Consider the following 25,327-nt stretch of genomic DNA (forward strand, 5'->3'; position numbering starts at 1 on the left):
TCTGTAAATCATAAATTTCAAGCCGGACTGTCAATCGAAAGAAGGACGACCCGGCTATACTTCAACAACAAGAGATAGCACTATTATGAGCATACAAATCGGAAAACTGTTGCCGGACGGCAGTGTCCGGCACATCAAGGCGCTCCATGAGACGCTTTCAAAAGACCTTGTGAGGAAACTCCGGGTGTTCTATCCCAATGACAGACGGGTAGATGCCCTGCTGTCGCTGGGCGACATACAAAAACTGGGACCGTCACCCTATGGAAAATGGACAGGAACCGGCGATACCGTCCACTGTTTTTCAAAGATCCGTGACGGACGGGAAACACCGCGGCAATCCGCATCACGCATCGCGGACAACGCAGACATTTTCGGCCGCATGGAGGACACGTGCCTCCTGTTCGATAACGGCAGATGGCATGTCATGGACAAGGGAGAATACTGTGAACAGCCGCTCTTCGTCGAAGATACGCCCTCCCATGACAGCATGAAACCGATCACGGTATATGTGAACAACCATGTCCGACTCGAAAAGATAAATACACCGCAGCACTGGCAGGGACTTGAGGAACTCGCCGAACGGGAATCCAGGATACTCTATGTCTACCGGGGGTGCCGCCTTGTGAGAATCGTCCGTTCGTCCAACCTTAAAAAGAAACTGTATGCGGCACAATAACATCGTATCGGCCATAGAATGGCTGCCGGAACACCTGTTCACGGAAGAGATCGTGGAAGCAGCCGTCGAAAGCAAGGAAATAGAGGTGCTGAGCCATATTCCGGGACGTTTCCTCACACCCGGACGTATAGAACGAATCATCGCGGGCAGCACGGAGAGCTGGCACAGCTTCGAGCTGCGCAATATTCCGGAGGCGTACCGTTCGGGAGCAGTCTGTGACTACGCCATGCGCAAAAAACCGAAGAATATCACGGCCGTTCCCGAAGCAATGGTTACCCGAGAAATGGCAGAAGCGGTCATCCGAAACGGACGCGGGGATTTCGACATTCTCGCCTTCATACCTGAACGCCTTTGGGATGCGCAACTGGCATACCTGGCCTTGCGCAGCTATATTTACGACCCGTATTACACGGACAGCAGGACAGACGCCGTCATGAAAACGGGGCTTATCCTCGGATATGTCCCCGTTGAGGTAAAGACTCAAGAGTTCTATTACGGGATGCTCGACGGGATGAAAATATTGAGCACGGTTACCGATGCCGTCGTGCCGTCCCGTTTCAAGACTGCGGCATACTACCGCAAGATGGCGGAACATGACCTCTCGCTTGTTCCCGCCCGGTTCTATTCCTATGAGATTCTCCATGCGGCTGTCTGTTCGACCGAAGGAAAAAACTTCATCACAGACCCCCAGTTTTTCAAGCCGTTGTCGGTATATCTGGACGACATGCTGGCGGACCGGCTGATGGAGAAACACCCTTACATGTTCGGGGAGTTGCCGAAGCGGTTCAAGACACCGGAAAGACTGGTCATTGCCATCGATAACAGCAAACGGGAGACGAACTGCTATATCGACGAGGAAACTGAACAATCCCTGCTCTCGGTGGAAGTGTGCAAGGCATTCATCCGAAGAAACGGCAACTGTCCCGAATTTCCTGAAAATGTATGGACGCGGGAATTTGTCGACTACTGCATGGAGCACGGGACGAGTTTCCGCTGGTTCCGCCAGATGCCCAAAAAGTTCCAGAGCTCCGCGAACACGCAGGCGGCGTATGATTACGGTCATTACCATATCTGTGACTTTGCCAAACGGTTCATCACTCCGCAAATGGCGAAGGAGTGCTACCAGGAGCGCAGTTATGCACATGCCATCCCCGGACATTTCCTCACGGAGTTCTGCCGACAGACCGGACTGCCCGAGAAGTTCTACGGCGGGGAAACCACGATGCTGTCGCTGAAAAACAGCCGTGACGACTATACTTACTGCAAAGTCGGCAATACCTGTCTGGCCTTTTACCTGAAAGAACAATACGAGCCGTCCTCGGCACATCTGATGATGACGCGGTCGGATTCAAAATACTGCACGCCGGAGAAGGTGTTCGACGTGCCTGTCGGAACCTTCCACCGCACGTGGCTGGAAAAGATCGTGGCGGAAAACGACCCCCGCTTTGTCAAACCCCGTGTGGACAAAGCGTTGAAAGCCGTACAGGCGGTCTGCTATTACGGTGTCGAGAAGTTGAAGGACCTGAACCGTACGGAAATCTTCCGCAACACCTTCATGGGTGAGACCATCGGTTACTGCGCCCGCCGCAGGGACCTGACCTACCACAGCGACAACTGCGGGACCCTTATCGAGGGCTTGAAGTTCAAGATCCGGGGAATGGCTGTCCCCGTAACCTTGGCGGAAGACATGACTCCTTATACGGCCGACATGCTGCACCGGAAGTTCGGCTTCTGCTATATCGGAATGACGGCATTCGCCACGGACTACGGCCTGGACATGGAGAAGGCATACACCTTTGCACAGATGCGCCAGATCGTAAGGGAGAAAGGGCACAAGCCGTCATTGAGAAACTACAAACGTGAACTGAAACAAATAAACATCATACAATGAAAAAATACCGGATAGCTATCGAAGAGACGCTCCGTAAGGTCGTGGAGATCGAGGCAGAAACGCCCGGTCTGGCCGTCTGCAGGGCGGAAGACGAATACAATGAAGAGAAACACGTGCTGTCAGCCGACAATTTCGCAGGAGCTGACATCGCGCTCTCGACTGATGACAGCACGGTCATGGAGACTCTGGAAGACGTGGATTTCATCGGATACGTGCAACGCCGTTTCGAGGAATGCCGGGAGTCCATATCCGTCGAAGACAAAGTCCGGCTGGCATTCGGAAGTTTCGACAACGCCCTGTATGAGTTCGGCGAATACCGTAAGGAGGCGGCCCGGAACCGCCCGCAGGTCTACCTGCTGTACCGGAGCGATGCCTGGCACAACCGTTCTTCCATGGAGCTCATAGCCCCGTTCTCCTCCCTCGAAAACATGATGGAGTACCTGCGGCGTAAGAAGAAGGAATTCCGCCTGACGGAAAGTGATCTGGAAGAGTTCAAGAACAACCGGCAGACGAAGGGGCGCGACGAAAACTACCTGTACGAGTCGGATTATTTGGATGTGCTGCCGGAACAGGAACCCGAACTGCCGCCGAAAGATGACGCTTTCTATGACAAGGTTTTCACCTGCGGGCAATCCGAGCTGTCACGCAGGGAGTTGGAATCTCTGCCGGAGCCGTTCGATACCTACCATGTTACGGACGAAGAAATGGAACAGATTGTGTACGAAACGGAAATGGAGACACGGGACCGGCTGCGGCTCGGTAAAAGAAAGCCCATAGATTTTGACAATGACCGCCATAGTGAAATCTGGTGGGAAGAAATGGAAAAAGCAGTGGTAAGGCACGGCGTACCGTACTACGAGGCCGAATAACGAAAATAGAACCTGTTCATCACATGCCATAATGATGACGGGCCGTCGCGGCTACGGCTGCGGCGGTCTTTTTTTTCAAAACGAGGTGAGTATTCCACCCCTTATACAAAACGATTACCTACTCTTAAAAAAACGGATTTATGAAACAGACAAGACAGGATTTCTTCACGGCGAACGGGGAAGGAATCAAAATCATGACATTTACGGAGTTCGCCCGGCATATCCTGCGTATGGAATGCGGGGAAAGTCTGGAACTGTATGCCGTTGTGAACCGGCAGCCACGGGAATGCTCCCGGCCGCTCTCTGTCAGAAAGGAACAATGGAACGGTACGCCCTTTTACCTGCTCGGCGGGCACGGGCAGGAAGTCCGTACCATCAATTTTGCGGGTCGTCCGAAAGAGGAGTTTGAAACGACCTGCCATGATGTCTTGGACAGCTACGATGCCGTGGAAAGTATCGGGGCGGTCGTGTCAAGACTGCGTGAATTATCTCCTGAAGAACTGCATAAGCGGATTGCGGAAGAGATGAAGACCGGCTGTAAATACCTGTTGGTCTACCGCAGCGAGGAGGAGATGACGGCCGCACTCGACGGCAAGATATACGCCATCAGCGATACGGACGGCAAATTCCTTTGCGACCTGTATCAGCCGGATTATCTCCATCTGGAAAACGGGGGCGATATTGTGGACACCGCATCCATTCCGGACATGCATTTCCATTCCGATTGGGCAATCGCCAACCCCACGGTACGCGACAAGGTGCTCTCCTCCCGGATGGTGATTATATATACCCACGAAACGGTAACGCTATGATAGAGATTGGCAACAGGATAGAAACGCCGGAAGGTGTGTTCTATGAACTGGAATACGGAGGGGAAGGAAACATCTACAAGAACGAGGATGCCTTTCTCAACCGCCCCGATGAAGTGTGCTATGTACCTGAATACGCGGCAGAAGACCGTGAGGACTGGCGTGTGTCGGAGAGCAGTGACGGCTGTTTCACGCATAACTCACTGCTCGCCCTGTGCAAGGGTAATGAAGAGGTGTGCCAGGATCTGTTTTACAGCCTTGAATGGACGTACCCGACCACCTTGCTGGAAGAATGGGACTCGAACGGCTATTTCGATGAGATCGAGGGCTGGTATGACAGTAACGATTAAATGGAACGGCATATCATGGACAGGAAATACAAAATCACATACTCGGGAAAAATCACGGGCAAGACCCCGAACTACATATTGAGCCTGCGGGCGCATCTGAAAGGCATCTTCCCTGAAATGGAACGGTATGGTAAGGAAGAATTCGACCACGTACTTCATTGCATCAGCTCGTTCATTGATGATTTTACCTTCAAGGTACGCAATTCCCGATACCGGGGAGACATCCTGAAAAGGACTATCAGTAACGACTGCCTGAAAGTGTTCAACCTGGGTGACGAGAAAGTGATACTGACCGTCTCCTTCACCCCGCTGGAAACATGAAACCAACAATATGACAGATATGGATAAAATACAGAAAGACAATGCGGAGCCGGGCAAAGCCCCGGACAAAATGAGCGCCGACAAGCTGCATCTGTTCGCCACCCAGTACGCCTTTATCGACGGACGGCTGCACGAGGCCGAGCAAGCCATGCTGAAATTCATGCTGGAGTTCCTGGCACAATATGGCCGCGTATCACTCGGCCTTACAGAAGAGGAGGAACTCGATGACAACAACTTCCCCGTCACGACAACCCTGTACGGGAAGCACGACACGTCCCGTATCAAGCTTACCGATGTCTACCTGACGGATGACGGGGAATATCTCCTTGCTGACGGAATAGATGCGGAGACCGGGGAAAAACGGGACGGATTCTATATCTACAGCGAACAATACGCCGATATCTTCCAGTTCGTCGGCCACGCTTCGGAGATGAACTGACGAATGAGGAACAACCATAAAACGAAATATCAATGGACTGTATCAAAGATTTACAAGACGCCATCCGCAACATTCTCGTGAACAACGGCCTTACGGAACTCTGTCTGGGAGAGCCTGACGAACTGGACGATCCCACCTATATCATCTGGTATGACAGGCACTGTGAGCCTCACGAAGACCCGGTATTGAAGGTTTACCTTGAAGATGAGGGCATTGCCGTTGAGGTCGAAGCCCGCAGTTTCGGGAACACGATAACCGTCTACGATTATGACATAGACCGTATTGAATGGTGGAAAGGCATTCATGCCAATATTCTGGAAGTGCTGGAGCGTGACGGCAAGCGCCGGTGTCCGGCCTGTGGCAGGACGGTCAAGGGGAAGCAGCGGTATTGCGGTGCCGGATGCCGTGATTTCATGACTCCCGGACCGACAGTGGAGCAGGTCGCGGAAAAAGCCAACCGGAATATCCGCAAACTGGCAAGCCTTGCCGCCGGAAAAGACAAGGCGTACCGGAAGCGGCTGATAGAGAAATATACCGTCGGTCCGTCATAAGCCGGCTTTGTTACACTAAAAAATGTATGATATTATGGCAACAAGAACCATTTACCTGACCGTACGGCTCGATATCGACAACCCGAAGGCTGATGAAATAACGGACGAAGAGGTTGACGAAATTATCAGCGAAGTGGACTATGAATTCAAAAATTACGGGGACTATGAAATCGACACGGAAATCTGCGGGAAAAATGACGAAGGTGGTCTTTAGACGCTATCCCGACGGACAGGTCATCGCCCTGTTCCCGGACATACCGTGGAGCGGACGGCGGGGTGAAATAACCTCCTACATGCATGTCGGCCAGCATGGTGCAGCCGACTATGCGGGCGTGATCGCCATGACACGGCCAGCCCATGAAAAGGAGTACCGCAACCCGCTTTCCGAACTGAGAGCCATCGGTTACGATGACCTACACATCATGCGGCGTGCAAGACCGAAATTCATAAACAGCTAAAAACAAATCTTATGTCTCATAAACCGAATGCCGTTCCTGTCTTGCAGGAGGGAACGACCTATACAATTATACTTGACAACGGACGAAAGGTCCACGACGTAATCTATCATGCCTGTGTCGCCTCCGGCAAGTCGTATTTCGCCAAAGGCGATAAGACCTATCCCGCCGAAAAGGTGCGGAACCATTCAATCACCGGACATGCCGCATCGGACGGCTCTAGAAGGAACGGCACACCCAATCCCGACCGCTTCGCCATCACGGATGAAGTGTGCGAGGTCGTTGATGTAGTTACCACGCCGGAAACCAATCCGGAAATGTTCCGGTGTCGTGTCAAATGCCTGATGTATTCAGGCCTGTCACAAGCCGAGGCTGAGAAAGTCATCGCTTCAACGCCACTAAAGCTGGAACTCTTCTACGACGTAGGCCGTGGCAGTTTCGCTATTGACGCCGAGGCAGTTGGCAACACACCGCTGTATAATCCTTACACGGGAAAGGAAATCCCGGATGAAACTTAAGCCGAACTACATCGAATATGAGAGAACTATATATCAAGAATCTCTGCATCGAGATTACCCGACGTTGCAACATGCGCTGTACCCATTGCATGCGGGGAGATGCCGAATCCGTGGATATCCCTTTGAAACATATAAGCAACCTGCTGCGGCATGTCAGGCATATTCACCATTTCAACATCACGGGCGGCGAGCCGTCGCTTAACGTCCGGGCCATCCGCCATATCCTCGAACGGGTACGCGCCTACGGTATTACTGTCAATGACTTTTATATCGTAACCAACGGCTCTGCCACATCCCGTTCGGAGGAATTCATAGAAGCCTGCGCCGCACTGTACGAGTACCAGGAGGAAAAGGAACAGGACTCCGGCCACATGCTCGAAATGAGCGACGACCGCTTCCATGATCCGGCAGAGCATGCCGCCACGCTCGCGGCACTTTCCCCGTATCCCTTTTTCGGAGTCCGGGGACAGGCCGAGCGTATCTTCCTTTTCCGGGAAGGCCGCAGCACGGAGGGGTTTCCGAACCCTGTTCATGGGATTTATCTTACGGAGGAGAACTACGTTTACGGCGACCTCTGTCTCAATGCTGAAGGCATGGTTCTCTCCAACGGGGACCTGAGTTATGCCCGCCAACGGGAACATGCCCTGTGTCCCTGCGGGAAACTGATGCAATATCTCCGGATGACCTTGAAAAAGCGTCAAAAAGAAAGATTGTACGAATAAATACACAAATCAAAAAACTTATGTCAATCGTATGCAGTATCTGCGGCGGCACTGGAGTGAAATGTACCGCCGTCATCGACCCGAACACCAGACAGTTCCTCGAATTTACCCGCAACGCCTTGTCGGACGGCCGGTGCAGCCAGTGCGGCAACGTTGCCCTGACCGACCCTGACGAAGTAAAAGCCGGGCTGGACAAGCTTTGGACGGAATATACGGCGCGGCATCGTGCCGCCCCCAACTACACCTGCTGCGACATTGTCCGGCATGGTGATTACGACGGGTGTGAAAAGGCGTATATCCGCATCGGAGGCCCGTCAGACGTGGTCGAGAAGTATCCGGTCGTGGCCGTGTGCCGCGACCTCGAAGAGCTCAAATCACTTGCGCTCCCTGACCCGACGCGAGAATTTACCCTCATGGGAATTCAAGGGTTCGAGTTCCACGACGTGTTGGAAAACAAGACCTACGAGATCGGGGTGGACGACCTGAAAATTCCCGTCACGACGAAAGAGGTGCTGGACTTTTACCCGGCGGAACATCGGCTGAAAGAAACGGACATCGAACAATATGCCGCGGCTTACACGGCCCGTATCAAGGCGTACAGGGAGTATACCCGTCAGCTCGACGCCACACTCGTGCGGCGGCTTCTCGACGAAGAGCGGCTGATGAAAGTCGGCGAGAGCGACGGTTTCCGCTTGAAACTCCATTTCGACTGGTTTGTCATTTTAAAGCGGGAGAACGAAAGGATGTACGCGCCTTTCAAATACGCTGTAAATGCTTATTGTCTGGATAATATCCAAACTTTCGACCGTCGTTATGTCACGCTCGAAGATGCCTTGCTCCACTGCCTGAACGGTTTCAACGAGAACGCGAACATTCCTAACCGTTACAAGTCCATCGGGCATTACCTGTCGGGGAAATCCTGACGACGGGCAGTGTATCGACGGGTTACCGGAGGCCACGGGTGCTTTCCCCTTGACCGGAATACCGTCGGAACAAGTAACAATGTAACCAAAGAATAAAAAATATGATGAATGATTATAAAATCAAGAACATTCTCGAATCCCTGAAAGAGGAGGTCGAGAACGGGAAGGTATCCCTGCGGGAAGCTGCTGTCGAACTTCATAAAGCCGGCTGGACGAATTTCATCGACATCGACGCCACGAGGAACCTACTGAAGACCCGGAATGTAACGGGGAACGGAAATGTCCCGGGAGTTTCCGACATGATGGGAAAATACCGCGAGATGAAAGCGGCGCACCCGGATGCCCTGTACATTTTCCGAAACGGGGAATCTTGTGAATTGTATGAGGATGATGCCATCGCCGCTTCCGGCATTTTGGGCATTGCCACCGCCGAACGCGTCGACGGGCAAGGGAAAGGCGTCAAGGAACTGCGGTTTTCTTTTCGTGACCTGGACGTGTATCTCCCCAAACTGATACGCGCCGGAAACCGGGTGGCTGTCTGCGAACCGAATCAAACCGGTTCGGGCAAACGAGTTTGATAACCATTAAATAACAAATATTCAAAACCCAAAGACACATGATAAAGATAACAACGATTTTCGGCGAGGACGCCGTACGGGAATATGAAGAGAACAATGAACTGCCTTCTGAAGAATGGCTGGCGGATAACGGGGGCGTCGTGGACGAGAAAGAGTTCGAGACTGAGGCGGAGTACAATGCCTACATCGCCGGGGTAAACGATGCCGACGGATGGAGTGATTATCATATCATACGCCACCGGTCGGAAGAGGCGGACACCTCGAGAGAGGAAAATCTCTGGCTACGTCTCGGAATTAGCGTCCGGGGCAGCCGGGAGGACATCGAAAGGATTCTAAACGGGGACACCGAAACCCTTCGGAAACTGCTCGATGCCGGACGTTATGGGATTGGCGGAGAGACCTATGTCCCTGGTTCGACCGTCGAGGGGTACAACGAGGACCATGACACGGAGTTCGAGGAGGAAGACGTGGAGTTCCATTTATAATAAAACCACACCATCTGCAATAATGATAACAGTAAAAGTTCTACTCGGTAAGGATACTGTAAGCATATACAGGAAAACCGGGGATATCTCGTCGGTGGAGAGCACGGCCGAATCCGGGGGATATGTGATAACCCGACATTTCGAGACCGAAGCTGAATACAAAGCCTACGCAATGGCTGTGGAAGACCTGGACGGACATGAAGACTGGCAGATGCTGGCTCCTGCCGTTACGCCGGAAGCTCCGTTCCGCAAAGGGGAATTTGTCCGGCTGACAGACGATGCAATTAAGCGGATACGTGAAAGTTTCGGGGACGGACCGGCTGACTACAGAAAGGAAATGATTTTGGAGGTGATTGCCTGGTGCCGCTATGAAGGCACATGGATCATTGAAGTCCGAGATATCCGTGAAGACGATACTCAGGAGTTCGATGCCGTTTTTCTGCGCCCCTTGACGGCACGGGATCTCGTGGCTATTTCCGCACCCCGACACCCGCTATCCACTGCGATATATCCTATTCACATCCGATAACTTAAATGATGCATGATGGAAAATATATTCATACTGCCCGGAAACGAACAGGAACTGTTTAACCGGTATTTAGATAACAACGAATACGGCCCTCTGAAAGAACGGCTGGAACTGGTCAGGAAAGCCTTGAGCAACAAGCTTTCCCCGGATGAACGCAATAAGCACGGGCTGAACGTGGGTGTGCATGAACTGTCCATGGAACGTAAGGAACTGGAAAGAAAGATATTCCAAATGGCACTCAAATCCTTTGCAGAACGGGTTTGTGACGAGCAACGCGCTCTTTGCGAACAGGGGTTCTGGCAGGCACCGTGCGGCAAAGAGGCGGAATATATCTCCTCCGCTCCGGTTCCGGACCTTGTAACGGGCGTGAAGCAGTACAAGACCATTTGCCGCTGGTGGGAGAAGCTGTCCGATACCAGGAGGCTGAAGGTAGCGGCGATGTTTGCAAACGAACTGGGACCGATATACGGGCACGACACCGAAACGCTGGAACGGATTTATAGCCGCTGGTTTCTACTCTCCTTAGATGGCAAACAACGCATCTACCATTCATGGACCACAAACGAAAAACAGACTTCACTATGCCATACAAAAGCTCGGGAATAATCATCAGCGGGACACAATATGACCGCAGGCAGAAGCTCACTCCTTTTCAGAAGGCTGAAATTTTCCACCGTTACATGACAGAAGCTGTCAGCCAGCGCCAGCTTGCCCGGGAATACGGTGTCAGCCGCAGGCTGATAACCTTCATTGTGAACCCAGAAAGCGAAGAGCGGAACAAGGAACTGCTGAGAGAGAACAAGGCAAAAGGCTTGTATAAATATGACCGGAAGAAACATACCGAAAATATACGCAACCACCGTCGTTACAAACAGAGATTATTTCAAGAAGGTAAAATCATACTAAAAGATGGATAGACAATGAGAATACAGGAGAAACAAAAAGCGTTGGAACAGGAAGTTATAGCCAACCTGTGTGCGATACCGAAAATGCCGGAAAATATGTTGCCCCATACGGTATATGTCGAGGAGGAAGGGGAAGACGGGTATGGGCACGGGATACCGGTATACACCATGTACCGGTTGGAGGAGATACGCACGGACGGAAGCTGCACGCTTTACAACGCGGAAAGCCGGGAGCGTTTCACCTGCCGCCACCTGCATGAGATTAACATGGACTGGCTGGTGACAGTCTGGGAACGTTATCTGGAACTCTGTGTCGAGCAGGATATCTGGAAAGGGAATGCCGTTGCATTCCTGAAAGACCGTACCGGCAAACCGGAAGAGGAAATCATTTCATTCGTGGAAACCTCGTGGGACAAATGCCAGGCTTATACAGACAACCTCAAGGCGTTTCTTGGGGAAGATAAAGACCGGGAAATATGGATATTCTCTTTCCCGCTGGACGAATTTGAACGTGACGTTCCGGCCGGGAAAATCATCGTTGATTACGAAAATAACCCCGCAACGCGGGTTGAGAAGATGATACCGCTGGAATTTACGGCCAACATCAATGATGAATGTTTTGATGACCGGAACAATTGGGTAAGAGCCATTGAACTTCCCAAGCAGGAATAATAAACTATTTGAATCAATAAATATGATTACAAAAGAAAACATTGGCAACGAGACCTTTGAGTCTATGACCATCAATGACACGCCTGCATTGTTTACGGATATGCGGATTGACCGGAATGCCGTTCCGGAGGGACTGTACGCATACGATATCCGGGAGTCGGATGACGGGGACCGTCTGGCGACCATCGAACCGACGGTGATGGTAAATCATGGCGGAACCATCCTGACCAGGAAAGAGTTTATCACGGAAAAGGACGGCTATGTACAGATTGACGAATACGGTTTCGAGGACTCCATGACACTGGAAGAGTGGCTTGAGGAAAACAATTAAATGTATAAAGGATATGGATATTAAGGAACTGACAGAAAGGTATCGGGATCGTTTCGATGCCCATTACCTGCAAGACGATAACGGAACCGGCAGAAAAGGTCGGAAACGGAAAAAGGAAGTTGAGACCCCGAATTTTCTCAAGGATGTCATCCGGCCGATCCTGGACACTTTGCCGGACTTGTTGCCGGAGTACGGGTTCACCAAAACTACGGATGATTACGCCATGTACGGCGAGTATTACCGTATCAAGGCGGGTATCGTCCTCGTGGGAGGTTTTTCCATCGATGAGGATTTTAACCTGTACTTCACGCCATTGTTCCATGGCAAAGCCTGCGGTAAGAGTCACAAAATCGACAGCATCGGACAACTCGTTGAAATCATCCGCGAACAATTTGAAAGAAGGGAGGTGAAGATGAAAGGATAGTTTCATGCAATAGACATGGGTCGTTCCGTAATTTATTGTATATTTGTCAGATGAAGAAAGTCTGTATATGTATTTCGGACGAAAGCCCGGCAGTTGAACGGATTACAGGCACTTTCATGTTTGGCTGACATCAAACCTAATATATCTATTTGATATGAAAAAGGAAGAGATTATTCGCCGCTGTTACGGCGGCATGAAGGAAAGGCATGGCGTGGAAACCATCATCCTTTTCCATGTCGGAGATTCATTCGAGGCGTATTTTGATGATGCCGAAACGATTACCCGGATCACGGAAGTGCCCCGGTTCAAGATGACGGCGGCGGGTATACCTGCCATCAGGATTTCCGACGCCGCCTTGGAAGAATGTAGAAACCGGTTGCTGGATGCAGGATGCAAGGTATGCGTGTCCGAGGTCCGGGGGGTATCCGGCCGCCACATTCTCAAAATCAATGAAACAAATACGGAAACGGGCCGATGAATTGGTATTGATAGCGGCAGCAATAGGTCCTTGGACACTGTTGGTGGTAGCGGTATTAATCATCGGAACGCTGAAATGCTGTCTGACCACGGACTCGGACAGCATTGACGAAAGTATCAACAAATCACCGGGGATAGTCGCGCATGTCATGGTACTGGACAGTACGGATAATGGTTTTCGGGTGGTTTATGCGACGGCTGAGCCGGTAACGGATGAAAGGTTTGCCGAGATATGCGACAGGCCGGGTATTCTGGAGGGGTTCGAGAACCTGAAACGGAAAGCTCCCGAACACTTTGGCGGCAACCTGCTGGAAACCGACATCTGTGACTTCGCGTTGTACGCCTACCGGTTTCCTATCGATAAGGACGTACGGATACACAATATCTTTGTCGCCGGTAAAGAGAAAATGGACTTCTATGTCCGGAACAACCCGGACCTGCCCGGGTGCGCTACATGGATGCACCACGGTACGGAACAAGGGAACCAATATCTGAATGCTGACGATATAAATCACTGTATACCCAACGGAAGGCGGATTTACCGTTATTGGAAATGCCGTTATCTACTGCAAACTTCTGATACTGACGAGCGTTTCAGTCATTTTACAGAGGAGGAAAGGCTGTACTGAATGCAGCCTTTTCTCTATATATATTACACATAACCATCTGAAAATTAATAACTAAAACGTTTTGTTGGCGTGAAAAATTGGCATATATTTGTATGGAAAAGTGACCCATTGAAAACAGATTGTCAATTGAAAGCAATAGATTGAATATGAAAGAACAGTAATATGACATCGGAAAAATCGCAACTGAAGTTTGCGAGATCGGAAGAGACGGGCGAACTGATAGGGTTCGTTTCGCGCCATTCCAAGACACGTAAATTGATGGGAGTCCGTGAAGACTCAAGATTCGGCAAGCAGATTTGTGTCCTTTCGGAAGACCTGAAAGGAACTCTCGAGCCAAACATACTATACTCGGTAGAGTTGAAACCCATGCACAAAGCCAACGGGTATGTAGTCGTTGCCGCTACCCCCGTGTTATTTCAGGCGCATGTGGAAACAGTGATCGTCCCGAAGACATTGTATCAAGTAACTGTGACGTTCGGCAACAAAAAGATTTTCTTCGACCCGAAAGACGGCAAGAGCGTAATGAGCCGCACAATAGACGGTGTGCTGGAAATCCTCAAGGGACGCAAGGATATCAAGTACAAGGAAGGTGTCATCACCGACTATCTGAATCAGGCGCGTGCTCTGGTACGACGTATGGAATCCGACGGGTTCATCTATACGGGAGACAGACATCAGGGAGGAATTCAATGAAAGAAAAACCGGTCGTGGGTATTGCGACCGACGGTGCCCATTCTGCAAAAGAGAGGTTGACACGCTTCCGGGCTGTCGACCTCTCTTCAGGAAAAGAACTCTTTTCCAAAGCTATCGGTAACTGGACGAACAATATCGGGGAGTTTCTCGGCATTGTCGAGGCGGTCAGATATGTCATGGAACATCCGGAAAGTCCGCGAACAATCTACTCGGACAGCATTACAGCCATCACGTGGTATTGTAACAAACAGACAGCCTCTTCACGCAGATGCCCGGCATTGCAGAAAGCGGAGATATTCCTCAAAGTGATGGAGGCAAGAATCAAGGACATCGAAGTGCTGCACTGGGACAACCGCCTGTGGGGTGAGATTCCTGCCGACTTCGGAAACAAATAACAACATCAATATGGCAAAATTAAAATCACAGTCACAGAAATATGTTGAGCTGAAGGAGGAAGACTACCTGCTGCTCATCGAGAATACCATCAAGATGGAAGCCCTGAAGATTGCCGGTATCGAAAAGATGCCCATATACAAGGCTATGGAACATATCCTTGAACACGAGCACATCGACCTGCTCGTCAAACCCGTTTCAAGGAGATATTCTTGATTTTTTTAGGTGGACAATAATACACCCCACAAGCAAAATCAATGCTTATCAGTACCAAATGATAGTATATAATAACAATTAATGTAAATCAATGCAAATCAGATGATTAAGAAAGTGGCGCATGTACGGAATTATCTATACCATACATGCGCCACTTTGCTCTATACACTTTTTGATTTCCTTGATTGATAAAAGAAGGTTCTTTTCCAGTGTTTTACAATCCGACTTTTTTATATACTTTTGTCTTCAGTATCAGTTGGTTATTGAAACCCTCTATGTATGCTTATAAGTAGAGATTAGCTTTTTTAAGCGAAACTAACTACTGGTTATCAATCAATTATCAAACAAAAAAAGTTTGCCAACCGACACAACCTCTATTTTATTCTTGCAGGTAAGTATGTTTTTTAAGGCGAATGAAGCGGATCATTTTTATAAAGATTTGTAATCTGGAATATCCTGGAGGAACGTATAACTCTGGTTCTCATAATCCATCCGGCAGCAATAATGTTGCATTCCGTTGCTGACAATCAGATAATCTACTTTCAGTACCATATTATACCGGGTGATTTGGTCGAAAACAGCCTGTGTAATTTCGATATGTGGTGCTTTATATTCCACAATCATCCGGGCTGATAAATCCCTCCGATAAAGTACGGTGTCGCATCGTTTGGTAGTACCGTTTAACTTTACCATTACTTCATTGGCCAGAAGGGCAGTCGGATATCCTTTGTGTGCAATAAGAAAGTGAACAAAGTGTTGCCGTACCCATTCTTCAGGGGTAAGGGCGACATATCGTTTACGAATTACGTCGAAAATTACATTTTTTCCGTTTCGTACGTTTATTTTAGTGTCGAATACTGGTAGGTTTAACGATAACATTTATTATTTTTGTAAGTTAAATAATGGTTCCCATTATTGGGAGCACAAATTTAATAGATAATTATGAAAACAAAAGAAGAAATCGTAGCTAATTGGCTGCCCCGTTACACAAAACGTAACCTGGAGGATTTTGGAGAGTATATTCTGTTGACTAACTTCAACAAGTACGTCGAGATTTTCGCAAATCAGTTTAATGTTCCCATCTTAGGAAGGGATGCAAATATGATTTCTGCTTCTGCCGAAGGTATCACTATGATTAACTTTGGCATGGGAAGTCCCAACGCTGCCATCATCATGGACTTGCTGGGAGCTATTCAACCCAAGGCTTGTTTGTTTTTGGGAAAATGTGGTGGCATCGACAAGAAAAACCAGCTTGGCGACTTGATTCTCCCCATTGCAGCTATCCGTGGAGAGGGAACTTCTAACGATTATTTTCCTCCCGAAGTTCCTGCATTACCTGCATTTATGTTGCAGCGTGCCGTTTCTTCATCCATCCGTGACAAAGGTCGTGACTATTGGACCGGTACCGTATATACCACCAACCGCCGTATCTGGGAACATGATGATACATTCAAAGAATATCTGAAAAAGACCCGGGCTATGGCAGTTGATATGGAAACTGCAACTTTGTTCAGTTGTGGCTTTGCCAATCATATTCCTACCGGCGCATTATTATTAGTGTCCGATCAGCCAATGACTCCCGACGGAGTAAAAACAGATAGAAGTGATAGTTTGGTTACTAGAAATTATGTGGAAGAGCATGTTGAAATTGGTATTGCTTCTTTGCGTATGATTATTGATGAAAAGAAAACTGTTAAACACTTGAAATTCGACTGGTAATCCGGTCTTTCTGAAAATTATATATGGCAAAACAAGAACTGACCTGTGATGACATCCTCAAGGAATTGAGAGCAAAGCAGTATCGCCCTATCTATTACCTGATGGGAGAAGAGTCGTATTATATCGACTTGATTGCAGATTACATAACGGATAATGTGTTGAGTGAGACGGAAAAAGAATTCAACCTGACTGTTGTGTATGGGGCTGATGTGGATGTGGCAACGATTATAAATGCTGCAAAGCGTTATCCCATGATGTCGGAACACCAAGTAGTAGTAGTTAAGGAAGCGCAGGCGGTACGTAATATGGAAGAGTTGTCGTATTATCTTCAAAAGCCTTTGCTTTCCACCATTTTAGTGATATGCCATAAGCATGGAACGTTGGATCGTAGAAAGAAGCTGGCTGCCGAGGTGGACAAAGTTGGTGTACTGTTTGAATCTAAAAAAATAAAGGATGCACAACTTCCCGGTTTTATAGCTTCATATATGAAACGGAAAGGAGTTGATATGGAACCTAAAGCAACTGTTATGCTTGCTGATTTTGTAGGTTCAGATTTGAGTCGTCTGACCGGAGAACTTGAAAAGTTGATTATCACTTTACCTGCCGGGCAAAAACGCGTAACTCCTGAACAGATAGAAAAAAACATAGGCATAAGCAAAGATTATAATAACTTTGAATTGCGCAGTGCTTTAGTGGAAAAGGATATATTGAAAGCAAATAAGATAATAAAATATTTTGAGGAAAATCCGAAAACTAACCCAATCCAAATGACGCTGTCTTTATTATTCAGCTTTTACTCCAATCTAATGTTGGCTTATTATGCACCGAATAAATCAGAGCAAGGGATCGCAAATATGCTAGGACTAAGAACTCCCTGGCAGGCCCGGGATTATATGGCAGCAATGCGAAAATATAGCGGAGTAAAGACGATGCAGATTGTTGGAGAAATACGATATGCTGATGCAAAATCCAAAGGAGTCCAAAATAGTTCTATGACAGATGGAGATATTCTTCGTGAATTAGTGTTCAAAATTTTGCATTAAGTAGGATTAAGAATTACCTATATAATCAGACATATACTTTTACCGTAGATAGAAACGGGAAGTATATGTCTTTTTTTGTATTCCCGCAATTACTTCCATTATAAAAAAGACTTTCACAATGCCAGTGATTATTTTACAAATAGATTTACTCCTTTTGTAGTTTTATAGAGTTACCCATTTAACGAACTACACAAAGTATATTTTTAGAATTTTGTATTGATCTACCTTCAAGGAAACTTTTTCTTTTAAATAGGAGCTTTAATTTTTAAACGAGAAAAGTTTACTTATTCTTGAGTTTATCAAAAAAGCATTTTGGATTTTAAAGGTATCGTTTTATAGTGAGAATGGAGATTTTTTCTTTTCTCTAAAATCATCCATTAGTGTCATTTTGATAATCCAGAGTATTTTTGATTACTATAAGCCTATTTTTTCTAGTTTAATAGAAAAATAGAATCTGAATTATAGGGGTAAGTGTTTGTATTTCATTTGTTTATGCTAAAAATGAGCTTCCTAGAATTGAAAAAAAATAAATAAGTGGAGATCGGTACGGAAATATTGCAAGGATTCTCTTTTTAGAGAAGATTGTAAAGGATGATTAGAAAAAAATAGCAATATACATTGGTAAAGTATGAGTTGATCCCTTCCTTTTATTGCTTTTGCAACTATCAATATTTACTTTTGTGTATTTATGTGGTTACAAATGTGTCGTATACTTATGTGAATGAATTCTAAATGTAATCAAAAGATGGTGTTTACAATAATATATTTATGCATTTACAAAAATAATACTCTATATACAAATGTCGTTTTTCAGGCATTAACAAATACTTTTATCTCTATTATCTTATTATAAATCAAGATTATATAGTTTATTATATCAATTTGTGCTATAAGAGCCTTCTCTATGTGGTATGTATATTTGTGAATGTCTCTATTTGAGTTTAATTTGTGTTATATATATAGTTGTATATCTGTGCTTTATGATATATAATTAAACTAAAGCTATATGCTTATAATAACTCGTTTTATTCTATATACAAGCGTAATATTCGATTTGTATAATATAATATACTTTTGTAATATTAGTATTTTTATATTTGTAATTTGCTTTTGTGAATCTGATTATTTACCTTTGTATAATCAATGAGATAGTGCGTATTTTTGTGAAATAGGTACATAACACATACAATTGTAATAAAAAGAAGGTAGTATGGAAATAAAAGACAGAATCAGAATGATAATGGAAAGAGAAAAAGTTCCTCCTAGAGTTTTTGCTGAAACAATTGGAGTGCAACAATCTACTCTCTCTCATATTTTAAATGATCGGAATAAACCCAGCTTAGAGGTCGTTATGAAGGTTCATCAAAAGTATGACTATGTAAATCTTGAATGGTTGCTTTATGGTAAGGGCGAAATGATGGTGTCTGAAGAAGGAACTTCCTTTTCTTCTTCTAATCACGATTATCTGCCTTCTTTATTCGACGAGAATCCCGTAAATCCGTCCAAAGAACCGACTCTTCCGGAAAATCGCAAGGAAACGCCGTTAAGAAATGCCGAAAATGCCCCCAAAGAGATTGTAAAACAAGAGATTAGGTATATAGAAAAGCCTGCCAGGAAAATCACGGAAATAAGAATATTTTTCGATGATAATACCTATGAGACGTTTCGACCTGAAAAATGAAGAGTAAAATCGGTGGTTTGAGCAATTTCCTGTATCTTTGCACCCGGAATACGAATTTATACTTTTATATCCATACATGAAGAAATTTATTTTAGATCTGACAGTGACCGAGAATATCAGATTGAATGCAAACTATGTATTGCTAAAATTGACCTCTCAGTCATTACTGCCCGAAATGTTACCTGGGCAGTTTGCCGAACTCCGGGTGGACGGTTCGCCTACTACATTCTTACGGCGTCCCATTTCTATTAATTTTGTAGATAAACAGCGAAATGAGGTCTGGTTTCTGATCCAGCTGGTTGGTGATGGAACAAGACGTTTGGCAGAGGTTAATCCCGGTGAAACAATAAATGTAGTGCTTCCACTGGGAAATGCATATACAATGCCTCTGGAGGCTTCTGATAAGCTCTTATTAGTTGGTGGAGGTGTCGGAACAGCCCCTATGCTTTATTTAGGTGAGCAGTTGGCTAAAAAAGGCCATAAACCTACGTTCCTGTTAGGTGCCCGTAGCGACAAAGATCTGTTGCAGCTGGAAGAGTTTGCCAAATATGGAGAGGTATATACCACCACGGAAGATGGTAGCCATGGAGAAAAAGGATATGTTACCCAACATTCTATATTAAATAAGGTACGATTTGAGCAGATTTACACTTGTGGTCCCAAACCGATGATGGTGGCTGTGGCAAAATATGCCAAAAGTAATCAGATAGAATGTGAAGTATCTTTGGAAAATACAATGGCTTGTGGTATCGGAGCATGCTTATGTTGTGTGGAAAATACGACAGAAGGTCATTTGTGTGTATGTAAAGAAGGTCCTGTTTTTAATATAAATAAACTACTATGGCAGATTTAAGTGTAAACATTGGTGAACTACAAATGAAAAACCCGGTGATGACAGCATCTGGTACATTTGGATATGGTGAAGAGTTCTCCGACTTCATTGATATAGCGCGAATAGGTGGTATTATTGTAAAAGGAACTACTCTTCACAAACGTGAAGGAAACCCTTATCCGCGTATGGCAGAGACTCCTTCTGGGATGTTAAACGCTGTAGGACTGCAAAATAAGGGTGTTGATTACTTTGTGGAGCATATATATCCCCGTATAAAAGACATCCAAACGAATATGATTGTAAACGTTTCGGGATCTGCCATCGAAGATTATGTAAAAACAGCTGAAATCATTAATGAACTTGACAAAATTCCTGCTATAGAGCTAAACATCTCTTGCCCTAATGTAAAGCAAGGTGGTATGGCTTTTGGTGTGTCAGCAAAAGGGGCGTCAGAAGTAGTAAAAGCAGTGCGTTCAGCTTACAAAAAGACACTTATCGTAAAACTCTCCCCGAACGTTACGGACATCACTGAAATAGCTCGTGCAGCAGAAGAAAGTGGTGCGGATAGCGTGTCATTAATCAATACATTGCTGGGTATGGCGATTGATGCGGAACGTAAACGCCCTATTTTGTCAACTATAACAGGCGGAATGTCGGGAGCAGCCGTAAAACCTATCGCATTACGTATGGTATGGCAAGTTGCCAAGGCGGTAAATATTCCTGTCATTGGATTGGGAGGTATTATGGACTGGAAAGATGCTGTTGAATTCATGCTTGCAGGTGCGACGGCCATCCAAATTGGTACGGCAAATTTCATAGATCCTGCTGTGACTATTAAAGTGGAAGATGGTATAAATAATTACCTGGAAAGACACGGATGTAAGTCTGTAAAGGAAATAATTGGTGCGCTTGAGGTATAATTGAAAACATACAATAACCCTTCGCATTAAGTCTGCAAGAAAAATGCTATTTCTCTTTTAAATAAAGAAAGGATAAACAGGCAGGTAGTGGCAGATGAAAAAGAAGTTCGTGTTTAGAGGAATTGTCTACAGACAGAATCTTTAGATTGAAGATAAAATAAAAACGACGGTGAGGATTTACGTAATCTTCATCGTCGTTTTTATTTACACTTTATTTTACTCCCCTAATAGGTCGGGACGAAGTTTTCTGGTGCGTTCCAGGGACTGTTGCAGTTCCCATTCTTTGATCTTTGCTTCATGCCCGGATAATAGAATATCGGGAACTTTCCAGCCTTTATAATCAGCAGGTCGTGTATATACAGGTGCTGCCAGCAAATTATCCTGGAAAGAATCGGAAAGTGCGGATTGTTCATCGGAGATGACTCCGGGAATGATACGTACGATAGCATCTGCCATCACTGCTGCCGCTAGTTCTCCTCCTGTTAATACATAATCGCCGATACTGATTTCTTTAGTAATCAGATGTTCGCGAATACGGTAATCGATGCCTTTAAAGTGTCCACAAAGAATAATGAGATTCTGTGCCAGAGAGAGAGTGTTGGCCATCGGTTGGTTGAATTGTTCTCCGTCAGGGGTCGTGAAGATAACTTCATCGTAGTCACGTTCTGCCTTTAGAGCATTGATGCAGCGTTCGATAGGTTCTATTTTCATCACCATTCCGGCAAATCCTCCAAAAGGATAATCATCGACACGACGATATTTATCTTCGGTGTAATCACGTAAATTGTGAATGTGTATTTCTGCAAGTCCTTTATCTTGAGCTCGTTTCATGATAGAACAATTGAAGAAACCTTCAATCATTTCGGGTAAAACTGTTATAATATCAATGCGCATAATCTTTTAATTTTTCGCAAAAGTACAAATATTCAAAGATAAACATGTATTTTTGCCTTAAACAATCGAAGAAATATGGATATAAAAGAAAAAATAGAGGAATTGCGTGCCGAACTTCATCGGCATAATTATAATTATTATGTGTTGAATGCTCCTGAAATCTCGGATAAAGAGTTTGACGATAAGATGCGTGAACTTCAGGATTTGGAACAAGCACATCCGGAATATAAAGATGAAAATTCACCCACTATGCGCGTGGGGAGCGACTTGAACAAGAATTTTACGCAAGTGACTCATAAATATCCTATGCTGTCATTGGCAAATACATATTCGGAAGCGGAAGTGACGGACTTCTACGATCGTGTCCGTAAAGCGCTAAATGAGGATTTCGAGATTTGTTGTGAAATGAAATATGACGGTACTTCTATTTCGTTGACCTATGAAAATGGGAAGTTGGTTCGTGCCGTCACCCGTGGAGATGGAGAAAAAGGCGATGATGTGACGGATAATGTGAAAACAATCCGTTCTATTCCGCTTGTATTACATGGTGATAATTATCCCGCTTCTTTTGAGATACGTGGGGAAATTCTTATGCCATGGGAAGTGTTTGAAGAGTTGAACCGGGAAAAAGAGGCGCGTGAAGAACCGCTTTTTGCCAATCCAAGAAATGCGGCGTCCGGTACATTGAAGTTGCAAAATTCTTCTATTGTAGCTTCTCGCAAGCTGGATGCTTATTTATATTATTTATTGGGAGATAATCTGCCTTGTGACGGACATTATGAAAATCTTCAGGAAGCGGCAAAATGGGGCTTTAAAATCTCTGATTTGACGCGTAAGTGCCAGACATTGGAGGAGGTCTTTGAATTTATCAACTATTGGGATGTAGAACGTAAAAATCTACCGGTTGCCACAGACGGGATTGTTTTGAAGGTGAACAGTTTGAGACAACAGAAAAATTTGGGTTTTACGGCTAAGTCTCCTCGATGGGCTATTGCCTATAAATTCCAGGCAGAACGTGCATTGACCCGATTGAATAAGGTGACCTATCAGGTAGGAAGAACCGGAGCAGTCACTCCGGTAGCTAATCTGGACCCTGTACAGCTTTCGGGAACTGTCGTAAAACGTGCATCCTTACATAATGCGGATATCATCGAAGGACTTGATTTGCATATCGGAGACATGGTTTATGTGGAAAAAGGTGGTGAAATTATTCCTAAGATTACCGGAGTAGATAAGGATGCACGTAGTTTTATGCTTGGGGAGAAGGTTCGATTCATCGTCAATTGTCCCGAATGTGGCAGTAAATTAGTCAGGTATGAAGGGGAAGCCGCTCATTATTGCCCTAATGAAACAGCGTGTCCTCCTCAAATCAAAGGCAAAATCGAGCATTTTATTAGTCGAAAGGCTATGAATATTGATGGATTGGGACCGGAAACCGTGGATATGTTTTATCGCTTGGGGTTAATTAGAAATACGGCCGACTTATATAAACTCACAGCTGATGATATCAAAGGTTTGGATCGTATGGGAGAAAAATCGGCGGAGAACATTGTAACGGGGATTGCACAAAGTAAAACCGTTCCTTTCGAACGTGTTATTTTTGCTTTGGGAATTCGTTTTGTTGGTGAGACTGTGGCCAAAAAGATAGCAAAATCGTTTGAGAATATAGATGATCTGCAACAGGCAGATCTTGAAAAATTGGTAAGTATCGATGAAATCGGAGAAAAAATAGCCCAGAGTATACTTGCATATTTTGCGAATGAGTCTAATCGTGAGTTAGTTGCCAAGCTAAAAGAGGCCGGACTGCAGCTTTATCGCACCGAAGAAGATTTAAGCGGATATACGGATAAGTTAGCGGGCCAGTCTATCGTTATCAGCGGTGTGTTTGTTCATCATTCACGTGACGAATATAAAGAGCTTATCGAGAAAAACGGAGGGAAAAATGTAGGAAGCATTTCTGCGAAAACAAGTTTTATACTGGCTGGGGACAATATGGGACCTGCAAAGCTTGAAAAAGCAAAAAAACTTGGAATAACCATATTAAGCGAAGACGAATTTCTGAAACTTATATCGTAAGATAAGAAAAATATTCGTACTTTTGCGGCTAAATAAATTAGAGATTATAATTAAAACTCATGATACAGACTAAATTGAAAGGAATGGGGGTAGCACTGATTACTCCTTTCAAAGAGGATGAGAGCGTTGACTATGACGCGTTGATGCGTATGGTGGACTATCTATTACAGAATAATGCGGATTTCTTGTGTGTGCTGGGGACTACAGCTGAAACACCGACTCTGACCGAGGAAGAAAAGAAAACTATAAAAAAGATGGTAATTGACCGCGTTAACGGAAGAATTCCTATTCTGTTGGGTGTAGGTGGTAATAATACTCGTGCTATTGTAGAAACATTGAAAAATGATGATTTCACAGGAGTTGATGCCATATTGTCTGTTGTGCCGTATTATAATAAACCTTCTCAAGAAGGTATTTATCAGCATTATAAAGCGATTGCGGAAGCTACGGAGCTCCCCATCGTATTGTATAATGTTCCGGGACGTACGGGGGTAAATATGACTGCTGAAACTACTTTGCGGATTGCCCGCGATTTTAAGAATGTAGTTGCTATTAAAGAAGCATCCGGCAATATTACGCAAATGGATGATATTATTAAAAATAAACCGGAAAATTTCAATGTAATCTCCGGAGATGATGGTATAACCTTTCCGCTTATTACATTGGGAGCCGTTGGTGTGATTTCAGTAATCGGTAATGCTTTTCCTCGTGAATTTAGCCGTATGACGCGCCTGGCGCTTCAAGGAGACTTTGCCAATGCATTAACCATTCACCATCGATTCACGGAATTATTCAATTTATTGTTTGTTGATGGAAATCCGGCAGGAGTAAAATCAATGTTGAATGCCATGGGTATGATCGAGAATAAACTTCGGTTGCCACTAGTTCCTACTCGCATTACCACATTTGAGGCAATACGCAAGGTTTTGAATGAGTTGAATATTAAATGTTGATGCCTTCTTCAGCGAGGAATTCATAATAAACATCTAAGTGTTTAAAATAAATATCCCAATGATTGAATTCAGTCATTGGGATATTTATTTTAAACCAGCCAATGATTTATTTTAAGACAGCCGCTGTCTATTGTGAAAGGGTTATATTTCTTATTAATTACGTTTTTCGATACAGGTTTTTCACCTTCCTAAAGCATAGCTTTAGGGAACGGATAGCTACGCTTTAGCCTATCTAAAGCATAGCTATTTGAGGGCTTGATAAGAAATTCTAATAGCCATTGTGACATATTTCATTTCCAAGTAAGCGTCTCCGCGATTCTATCTTGTCGGCCTTTTTTCATTCTTATATTTTT

At 45.5% G+C, this 25,327-nt stretch carries 36 protein-coding genes; 33 read left to right on the plus strand and 3 right to left on the minus strand.

Features of this window, described 5'->3' with window-relative positions; all coding sequences use genetic code 11:
- Positions 1-85 precede the first annotated feature (85 nt).
- Genes DWZ47_RS15655 through DWZ47_RS15665 form a run of 3 tightly spaced genes read left to right on the plus strand, consistent with a single transcriptional unit; the run spans position 86 to position 3,436 of the window.
- Positions 86-676 carry a hypothetical protein gene (locus DWZ47_RS15655; RefSeq protein WP_004293661.1) on the plus strand — a complete coding sequence of 197 codons (591 nt, stop codon included), beginning with the start codon at positions 86-88 and terminating at the stop codon, positions 674-676.
- Complete coding sequence (locus DWZ47_RS15660; protein ID WP_008143046.1) at positions 663-2,567, plus strand: hypothetical protein; 1,905 nt, start codon at positions 663-665, stop codon at positions 2,565-2,567. Before DWZ47_RS15655 ends, DWZ47_RS15660 begins: the two co-directional genes overlap by 14 nt.
- The gene (locus DWZ47_RS15665; RefSeq protein WP_004293663.1) at positions 2,564-3,436 is read left to right on the plus strand and encodes a DpnD/PcfM family protein; all 873 of its coding nucleotides are present in this window, start codon (positions 2,564-2,566) and stop codon (positions 3,434-3,436) included. Before DWZ47_RS15660 ends, DWZ47_RS15665 begins: the two co-directional genes overlap by 4 nt.
- Before the next feature lie 101 nt (positions 3,437-3,537).
- On the opposite strand, the gene DWZ47_RS31020 is transcribed toward DWZ47_RS15665, so the two are convergent.
- Positions 3,538-3,858, minus strand: coding sequence for a hypothetical protein (locus DWZ47_RS31020; protein WP_233525061.1), 321 nt, complete (start codon positions 3,856-3,858; stop codon positions 3,538-3,540).
- A 45-nt stretch (positions 3,859-3,903) separates the two neighbouring features.
- On the opposite strand from DWZ47_RS31020, the gene DWZ47_RS31025 reads away from it, so the two are divergent.
- The 23 genes from DWZ47_RS31025 (at position 3,904) to DWZ47_RS15780 (ending at position 14,856) form a co-directional block, all read left to right on the plus strand.
- On the plus strand, positions 3,904-4,248 hold the full coding sequence (locus DWZ47_RS31025) for a hypothetical protein (RefSeq protein ID WP_229092426.1): 345 nt from the start codon (positions 3,904-3,906) through the stop codon (positions 4,246-4,248).
- Positions 4,245-4,595, plus strand: coding sequence for a hypothetical protein (locus DWZ47_RS15675; protein ID WP_004293665.1), 351 nt, complete (start codon positions 4,245-4,247; stop codon positions 4,593-4,595). Before DWZ47_RS31025 ends, DWZ47_RS15675 begins: the two co-directional genes overlap by 4 nt.
- Positions 4,596-4,916, plus strand: a complete 321-nt coding sequence (locus tag DWZ47_RS15680; protein ID WP_004293666.1) for a hypothetical protein — start codon at positions 4,596-4,598, stop codon at positions 4,914-4,916.
- 19 nt (positions 4,917-4,935) lie between these two features.
- A complete protein-coding gene (locus DWZ47_RS15685) occupies positions 4,936-5,355 on the plus strand; it encodes a hypothetical protein (protein ID WP_229092735.1) in 420 nt (139 codons plus the stop codon).
- Positions 5,356-5,387: 32 nt separating this feature from the next.
- Positions 5,388-5,906 carry a hypothetical protein gene (locus DWZ47_RS15690; protein ID WP_117513734.1) on the plus strand — a complete coding sequence of 173 codons (519 nt, stop codon included), beginning with the start codon at positions 5,388-5,390 and terminating at the stop codon, positions 5,904-5,906.
- 34 nt (positions 5,907-5,940) lie between these two features.
- Complete coding sequence (locus tag DWZ47_RS15695; RefSeq protein ID WP_004293669.1) at positions 5,941-6,120, plus strand: hypothetical protein; 180 nt, start codon at positions 5,941-5,943, stop codon at positions 6,118-6,120.
- Complete coding sequence (locus DWZ47_RS15700) at positions 6,101-6,364, plus strand: hypothetical protein (protein WP_004293670.1); 264 nt, start codon at positions 6,101-6,103, stop codon at positions 6,362-6,364. The genes DWZ47_RS15695 and DWZ47_RS15700 overlap by 20 nt, the downstream gene beginning before the upstream one ends.
- Positions 6,365-6,375: 11 nt before the next feature.
- Complete coding sequence (locus DWZ47_RS15705) at positions 6,376-6,879, plus strand: hypothetical protein (RefSeq protein WP_117513736.1); 504 nt, start codon at positions 6,376-6,378, stop codon at positions 6,877-6,879.
- 17 nt (positions 6,880-6,896) lie between these two features.
- Positions 6,897-7,601: a radical SAM protein gene (locus tag DWZ47_RS15710; RefSeq protein ID WP_008672671.1), complete on the plus strand. Its 705-nt coding sequence runs from the start codon at positions 6,897-6,899 to the stop codon at positions 7,599-7,601.
- Positions 7,602-7,621: 20 nt separating this feature from the next.
- Complete coding sequence (locus DWZ47_RS15715) at positions 7,622-8,524, plus strand: hypothetical protein (RefSeq protein ID WP_022048016.1); 903 nt, start codon at positions 7,622-7,624, stop codon at positions 8,522-8,524.
- Positions 8,525-8,625: 101 nt separating this feature from the next.
- Complete coding sequence (locus DWZ47_RS15720; protein ID WP_008143055.1) at positions 8,626-9,102, plus strand: hypothetical protein; 477 nt, start codon at positions 8,626-8,628, stop codon at positions 9,100-9,102.
- A gap of 38 nt (positions 9,103-9,140) precedes the next feature.
- Complete coding sequence (locus tag DWZ47_RS15725; RefSeq protein ID WP_004293675.1) at positions 9,141-9,587, plus strand: hypothetical protein; 447 nt, start codon at positions 9,141-9,143, stop codon at positions 9,585-9,587.
- A 124-nt stretch (positions 9,588-9,711) separates the two neighbouring features.
- Positions 9,712-10,116, plus strand: a complete 405-nt coding sequence (locus DWZ47_RS15730) for a hypothetical protein (protein WP_229120435.1) — start codon at positions 9,712-9,714, stop codon at positions 10,114-10,116.
- Positions 10,117-10,128: 12 nt separating this feature from the next.
- Positions 10,129-10,722, plus strand: coding sequence for a hypothetical protein (locus DWZ47_RS15735; protein ID WP_022048017.1), 594 nt, complete (start codon positions 10,129-10,131; stop codon positions 10,720-10,722).
- Complete coding sequence (locus DWZ47_RS15740; protein WP_004293678.1) at positions 10,698-11,033, plus strand: hypothetical protein; 336 nt, start codon at positions 10,698-10,700, stop codon at positions 11,031-11,033. Before DWZ47_RS15735 ends, DWZ47_RS15740 begins: the two co-directional genes overlap by 25 nt.
- Positions 11,034-11,036: 3 nt before the next feature.
- Positions 11,037-11,693, plus strand: a complete 657-nt coding sequence (locus DWZ47_RS15745; RefSeq protein WP_008143063.1) for a hypothetical protein — start codon at positions 11,037-11,039, stop codon at positions 11,691-11,693.
- Positions 11,694-11,715: 22 nt separating this feature from the next.
- Positions 11,716-12,024 (plus strand): LPD28 domain-containing protein, encoded by a 309-nt coding sequence (locus DWZ47_RS15750; protein WP_008143065.1) that lies wholly within the window; start codon positions 11,716-11,718, stop codon positions 12,022-12,024.
- 13 nt (positions 12,025-12,037) lie between these two features.
- Positions 12,038-12,448 carry a hypothetical protein gene (locus DWZ47_RS15755; RefSeq protein ID WP_021891778.1) on the plus strand — a complete coding sequence of 137 codons (411 nt, stop codon included), beginning with the start codon at positions 12,038-12,040 and terminating at the stop codon, positions 12,446-12,448.
- Between the two features lie 154 nt (positions 12,449-12,602).
- Positions 12,603-12,926 (plus strand): hypothetical protein, encoded by a 324-nt coding sequence (locus tag DWZ47_RS15760; protein ID WP_004293682.1) that lies wholly within the window; start codon positions 12,603-12,605, stop codon positions 12,924-12,926.
- A complete protein-coding gene (locus DWZ47_RS15765; RefSeq protein ID WP_008143069.1) occupies positions 12,898-13,554 on the plus strand; it encodes a hypothetical protein in 657 nt (218 codons plus the stop codon). Before DWZ47_RS15760 ends, DWZ47_RS15765 begins: the two co-directional genes overlap by 29 nt.
- Positions 13,555-13,716: 162 nt before the next feature.
- Entirely contained in the window at positions 13,717-14,247 is a 531-nt protein-coding gene (locus DWZ47_RS15770) for a hypothetical protein (RefSeq protein ID WP_004293684.1), read from the plus strand.
- The gene (locus tag DWZ47_RS15775; RefSeq protein WP_008143073.1) at positions 14,244-14,642 is read left to right on the plus strand and encodes a hypothetical protein; all 399 of its coding nucleotides are present in this window, start codon (positions 14,244-14,246) and stop codon (positions 14,640-14,642) included. Before DWZ47_RS15770 ends, DWZ47_RS15775 begins: the two co-directional genes overlap by 4 nt.
- Positions 14,643-14,652: 10 nt before the next feature.
- The gene (locus tag DWZ47_RS15780; RefSeq protein ID WP_004303920.1) at positions 14,653-14,856 is read left to right on the plus strand and encodes a hypothetical protein; all 204 of its coding nucleotides are present in this window, start codon (positions 14,653-14,655) and stop codon (positions 14,854-14,856) included.
- Between the two features lie 429 nt (positions 14,857-15,285).
- Here the strand turns inward: DWZ47_RS15780 and DWZ47_RS15785 are convergent, their stop codons facing one another.
- Positions 15,286-15,735, minus strand: coding sequence for a type I restriction enzyme HsdR N-terminal domain-containing protein (locus DWZ47_RS15785; RefSeq protein ID WP_004295946.1), 450 nt, complete (start codon positions 15,733-15,735; stop codon positions 15,286-15,288).
- Positions 15,736-15,798: 63 nt separating this feature from the next.
- Here DWZ47_RS15785 and DWZ47_RS15790 point away from each other — a divergent pair, with 63 nt between their 5' ends.
- The 5 genes from DWZ47_RS15790 to DWZ47_RS15810 all read left to right on the plus strand — a co-directional run bounded on the left by DWZ47_RS15790 (position 15,799) and on the right by DWZ47_RS15810 (position 21,051).
- On the plus strand, positions 15,799-16,575 hold the full coding sequence (locus tag DWZ47_RS15790; protein WP_117513738.1) for an AMP nucleosidase: 777 nt from the start codon (positions 15,799-15,801) through the stop codon (positions 16,573-16,575).
- Between the two features lie 23 nt (positions 16,576-16,598).
- Positions 16,599-17,618, plus strand: a complete 1,020-nt coding sequence (gene holA, locus DWZ47_RS15795; RefSeq protein ID WP_117513740.1) for a DNA polymerase III subunit delta — start codon at positions 16,599-16,601, stop codon at positions 17,616-17,618.
- 1,210 nt (positions 17,619-18,828) lie between these two features.
- Complete coding sequence (locus DWZ47_RS15800) at positions 18,829-19,299, plus strand: helix-turn-helix domain-containing protein (protein ID WP_004295950.1); 471 nt, start codon at positions 18,829-18,831, stop codon at positions 19,297-19,299.
- A 76-nt stretch (positions 19,300-19,375) separates the two neighbouring features.
- Positions 19,376-20,152, plus strand: a complete 777-nt coding sequence (locus tag DWZ47_RS15805) for a dihydroorotate dehydrogenase electron transfer subunit (protein ID WP_004295951.1) — start codon at positions 19,376-19,378, stop codon at positions 20,150-20,152.
- Entirely contained in the window at positions 20,140-21,051 is a 912-nt protein-coding gene (locus DWZ47_RS15810; protein WP_004295952.1) for a dihydroorotate dehydrogenase, read from the plus strand. Before DWZ47_RS15805 ends, DWZ47_RS15810 begins: the two co-directional genes overlap by 13 nt.
- 216 nt (positions 21,052-21,267) lie before the next feature.
- On the opposite strand, the gene trmD is transcribed toward DWZ47_RS15810, so the two are convergent.
- The gene (gene trmD, locus DWZ47_RS15815) at positions 21,268-21,945 is read right to left on the minus strand and encodes a tRNA (guanosine(37)-N1)-methyltransferase TrmD (RefSeq protein ID WP_004295953.1); all 678 of its coding nucleotides are present in this window, start codon (positions 21,943-21,945) and stop codon (positions 21,268-21,270) included.
- Positions 21,946-22,020: 75 nt separating this feature from the next.
- Here trmD and ligA point away from each other — a divergent pair, with 75 nt between their 5' ends.
- Positions 22,021-24,021: an NAD-dependent DNA ligase LigA gene (gene ligA, locus DWZ47_RS15820; RefSeq protein ID WP_117513742.1), complete on the plus strand. Its 2,001-nt coding sequence runs from the start codon at positions 22,021-22,023 to the stop codon at positions 24,019-24,021.
- 59 nt (positions 24,022-24,080) lie between these two features.
- Positions 24,081-24,974, plus strand: a complete 894-nt coding sequence (gene dapA, locus DWZ47_RS15825) for a 4-hydroxy-tetrahydrodipicolinate synthase (protein ID WP_004303039.1) — start codon at positions 24,081-24,083, stop codon at positions 24,972-24,974.
- Positions 24,975-25,327: the final 353 nt, after the last annotated feature.

Origin of the sequence: Bacteroides sp. AF32-8BH (assembly GCF_003435205.1) — a bacterium.
Lineage (GTDB): Bacteria > Bacteroidota > Bacteroidia > Bacteroidales > Bacteroidaceae > Bacteroides > Bacteroides ovatus.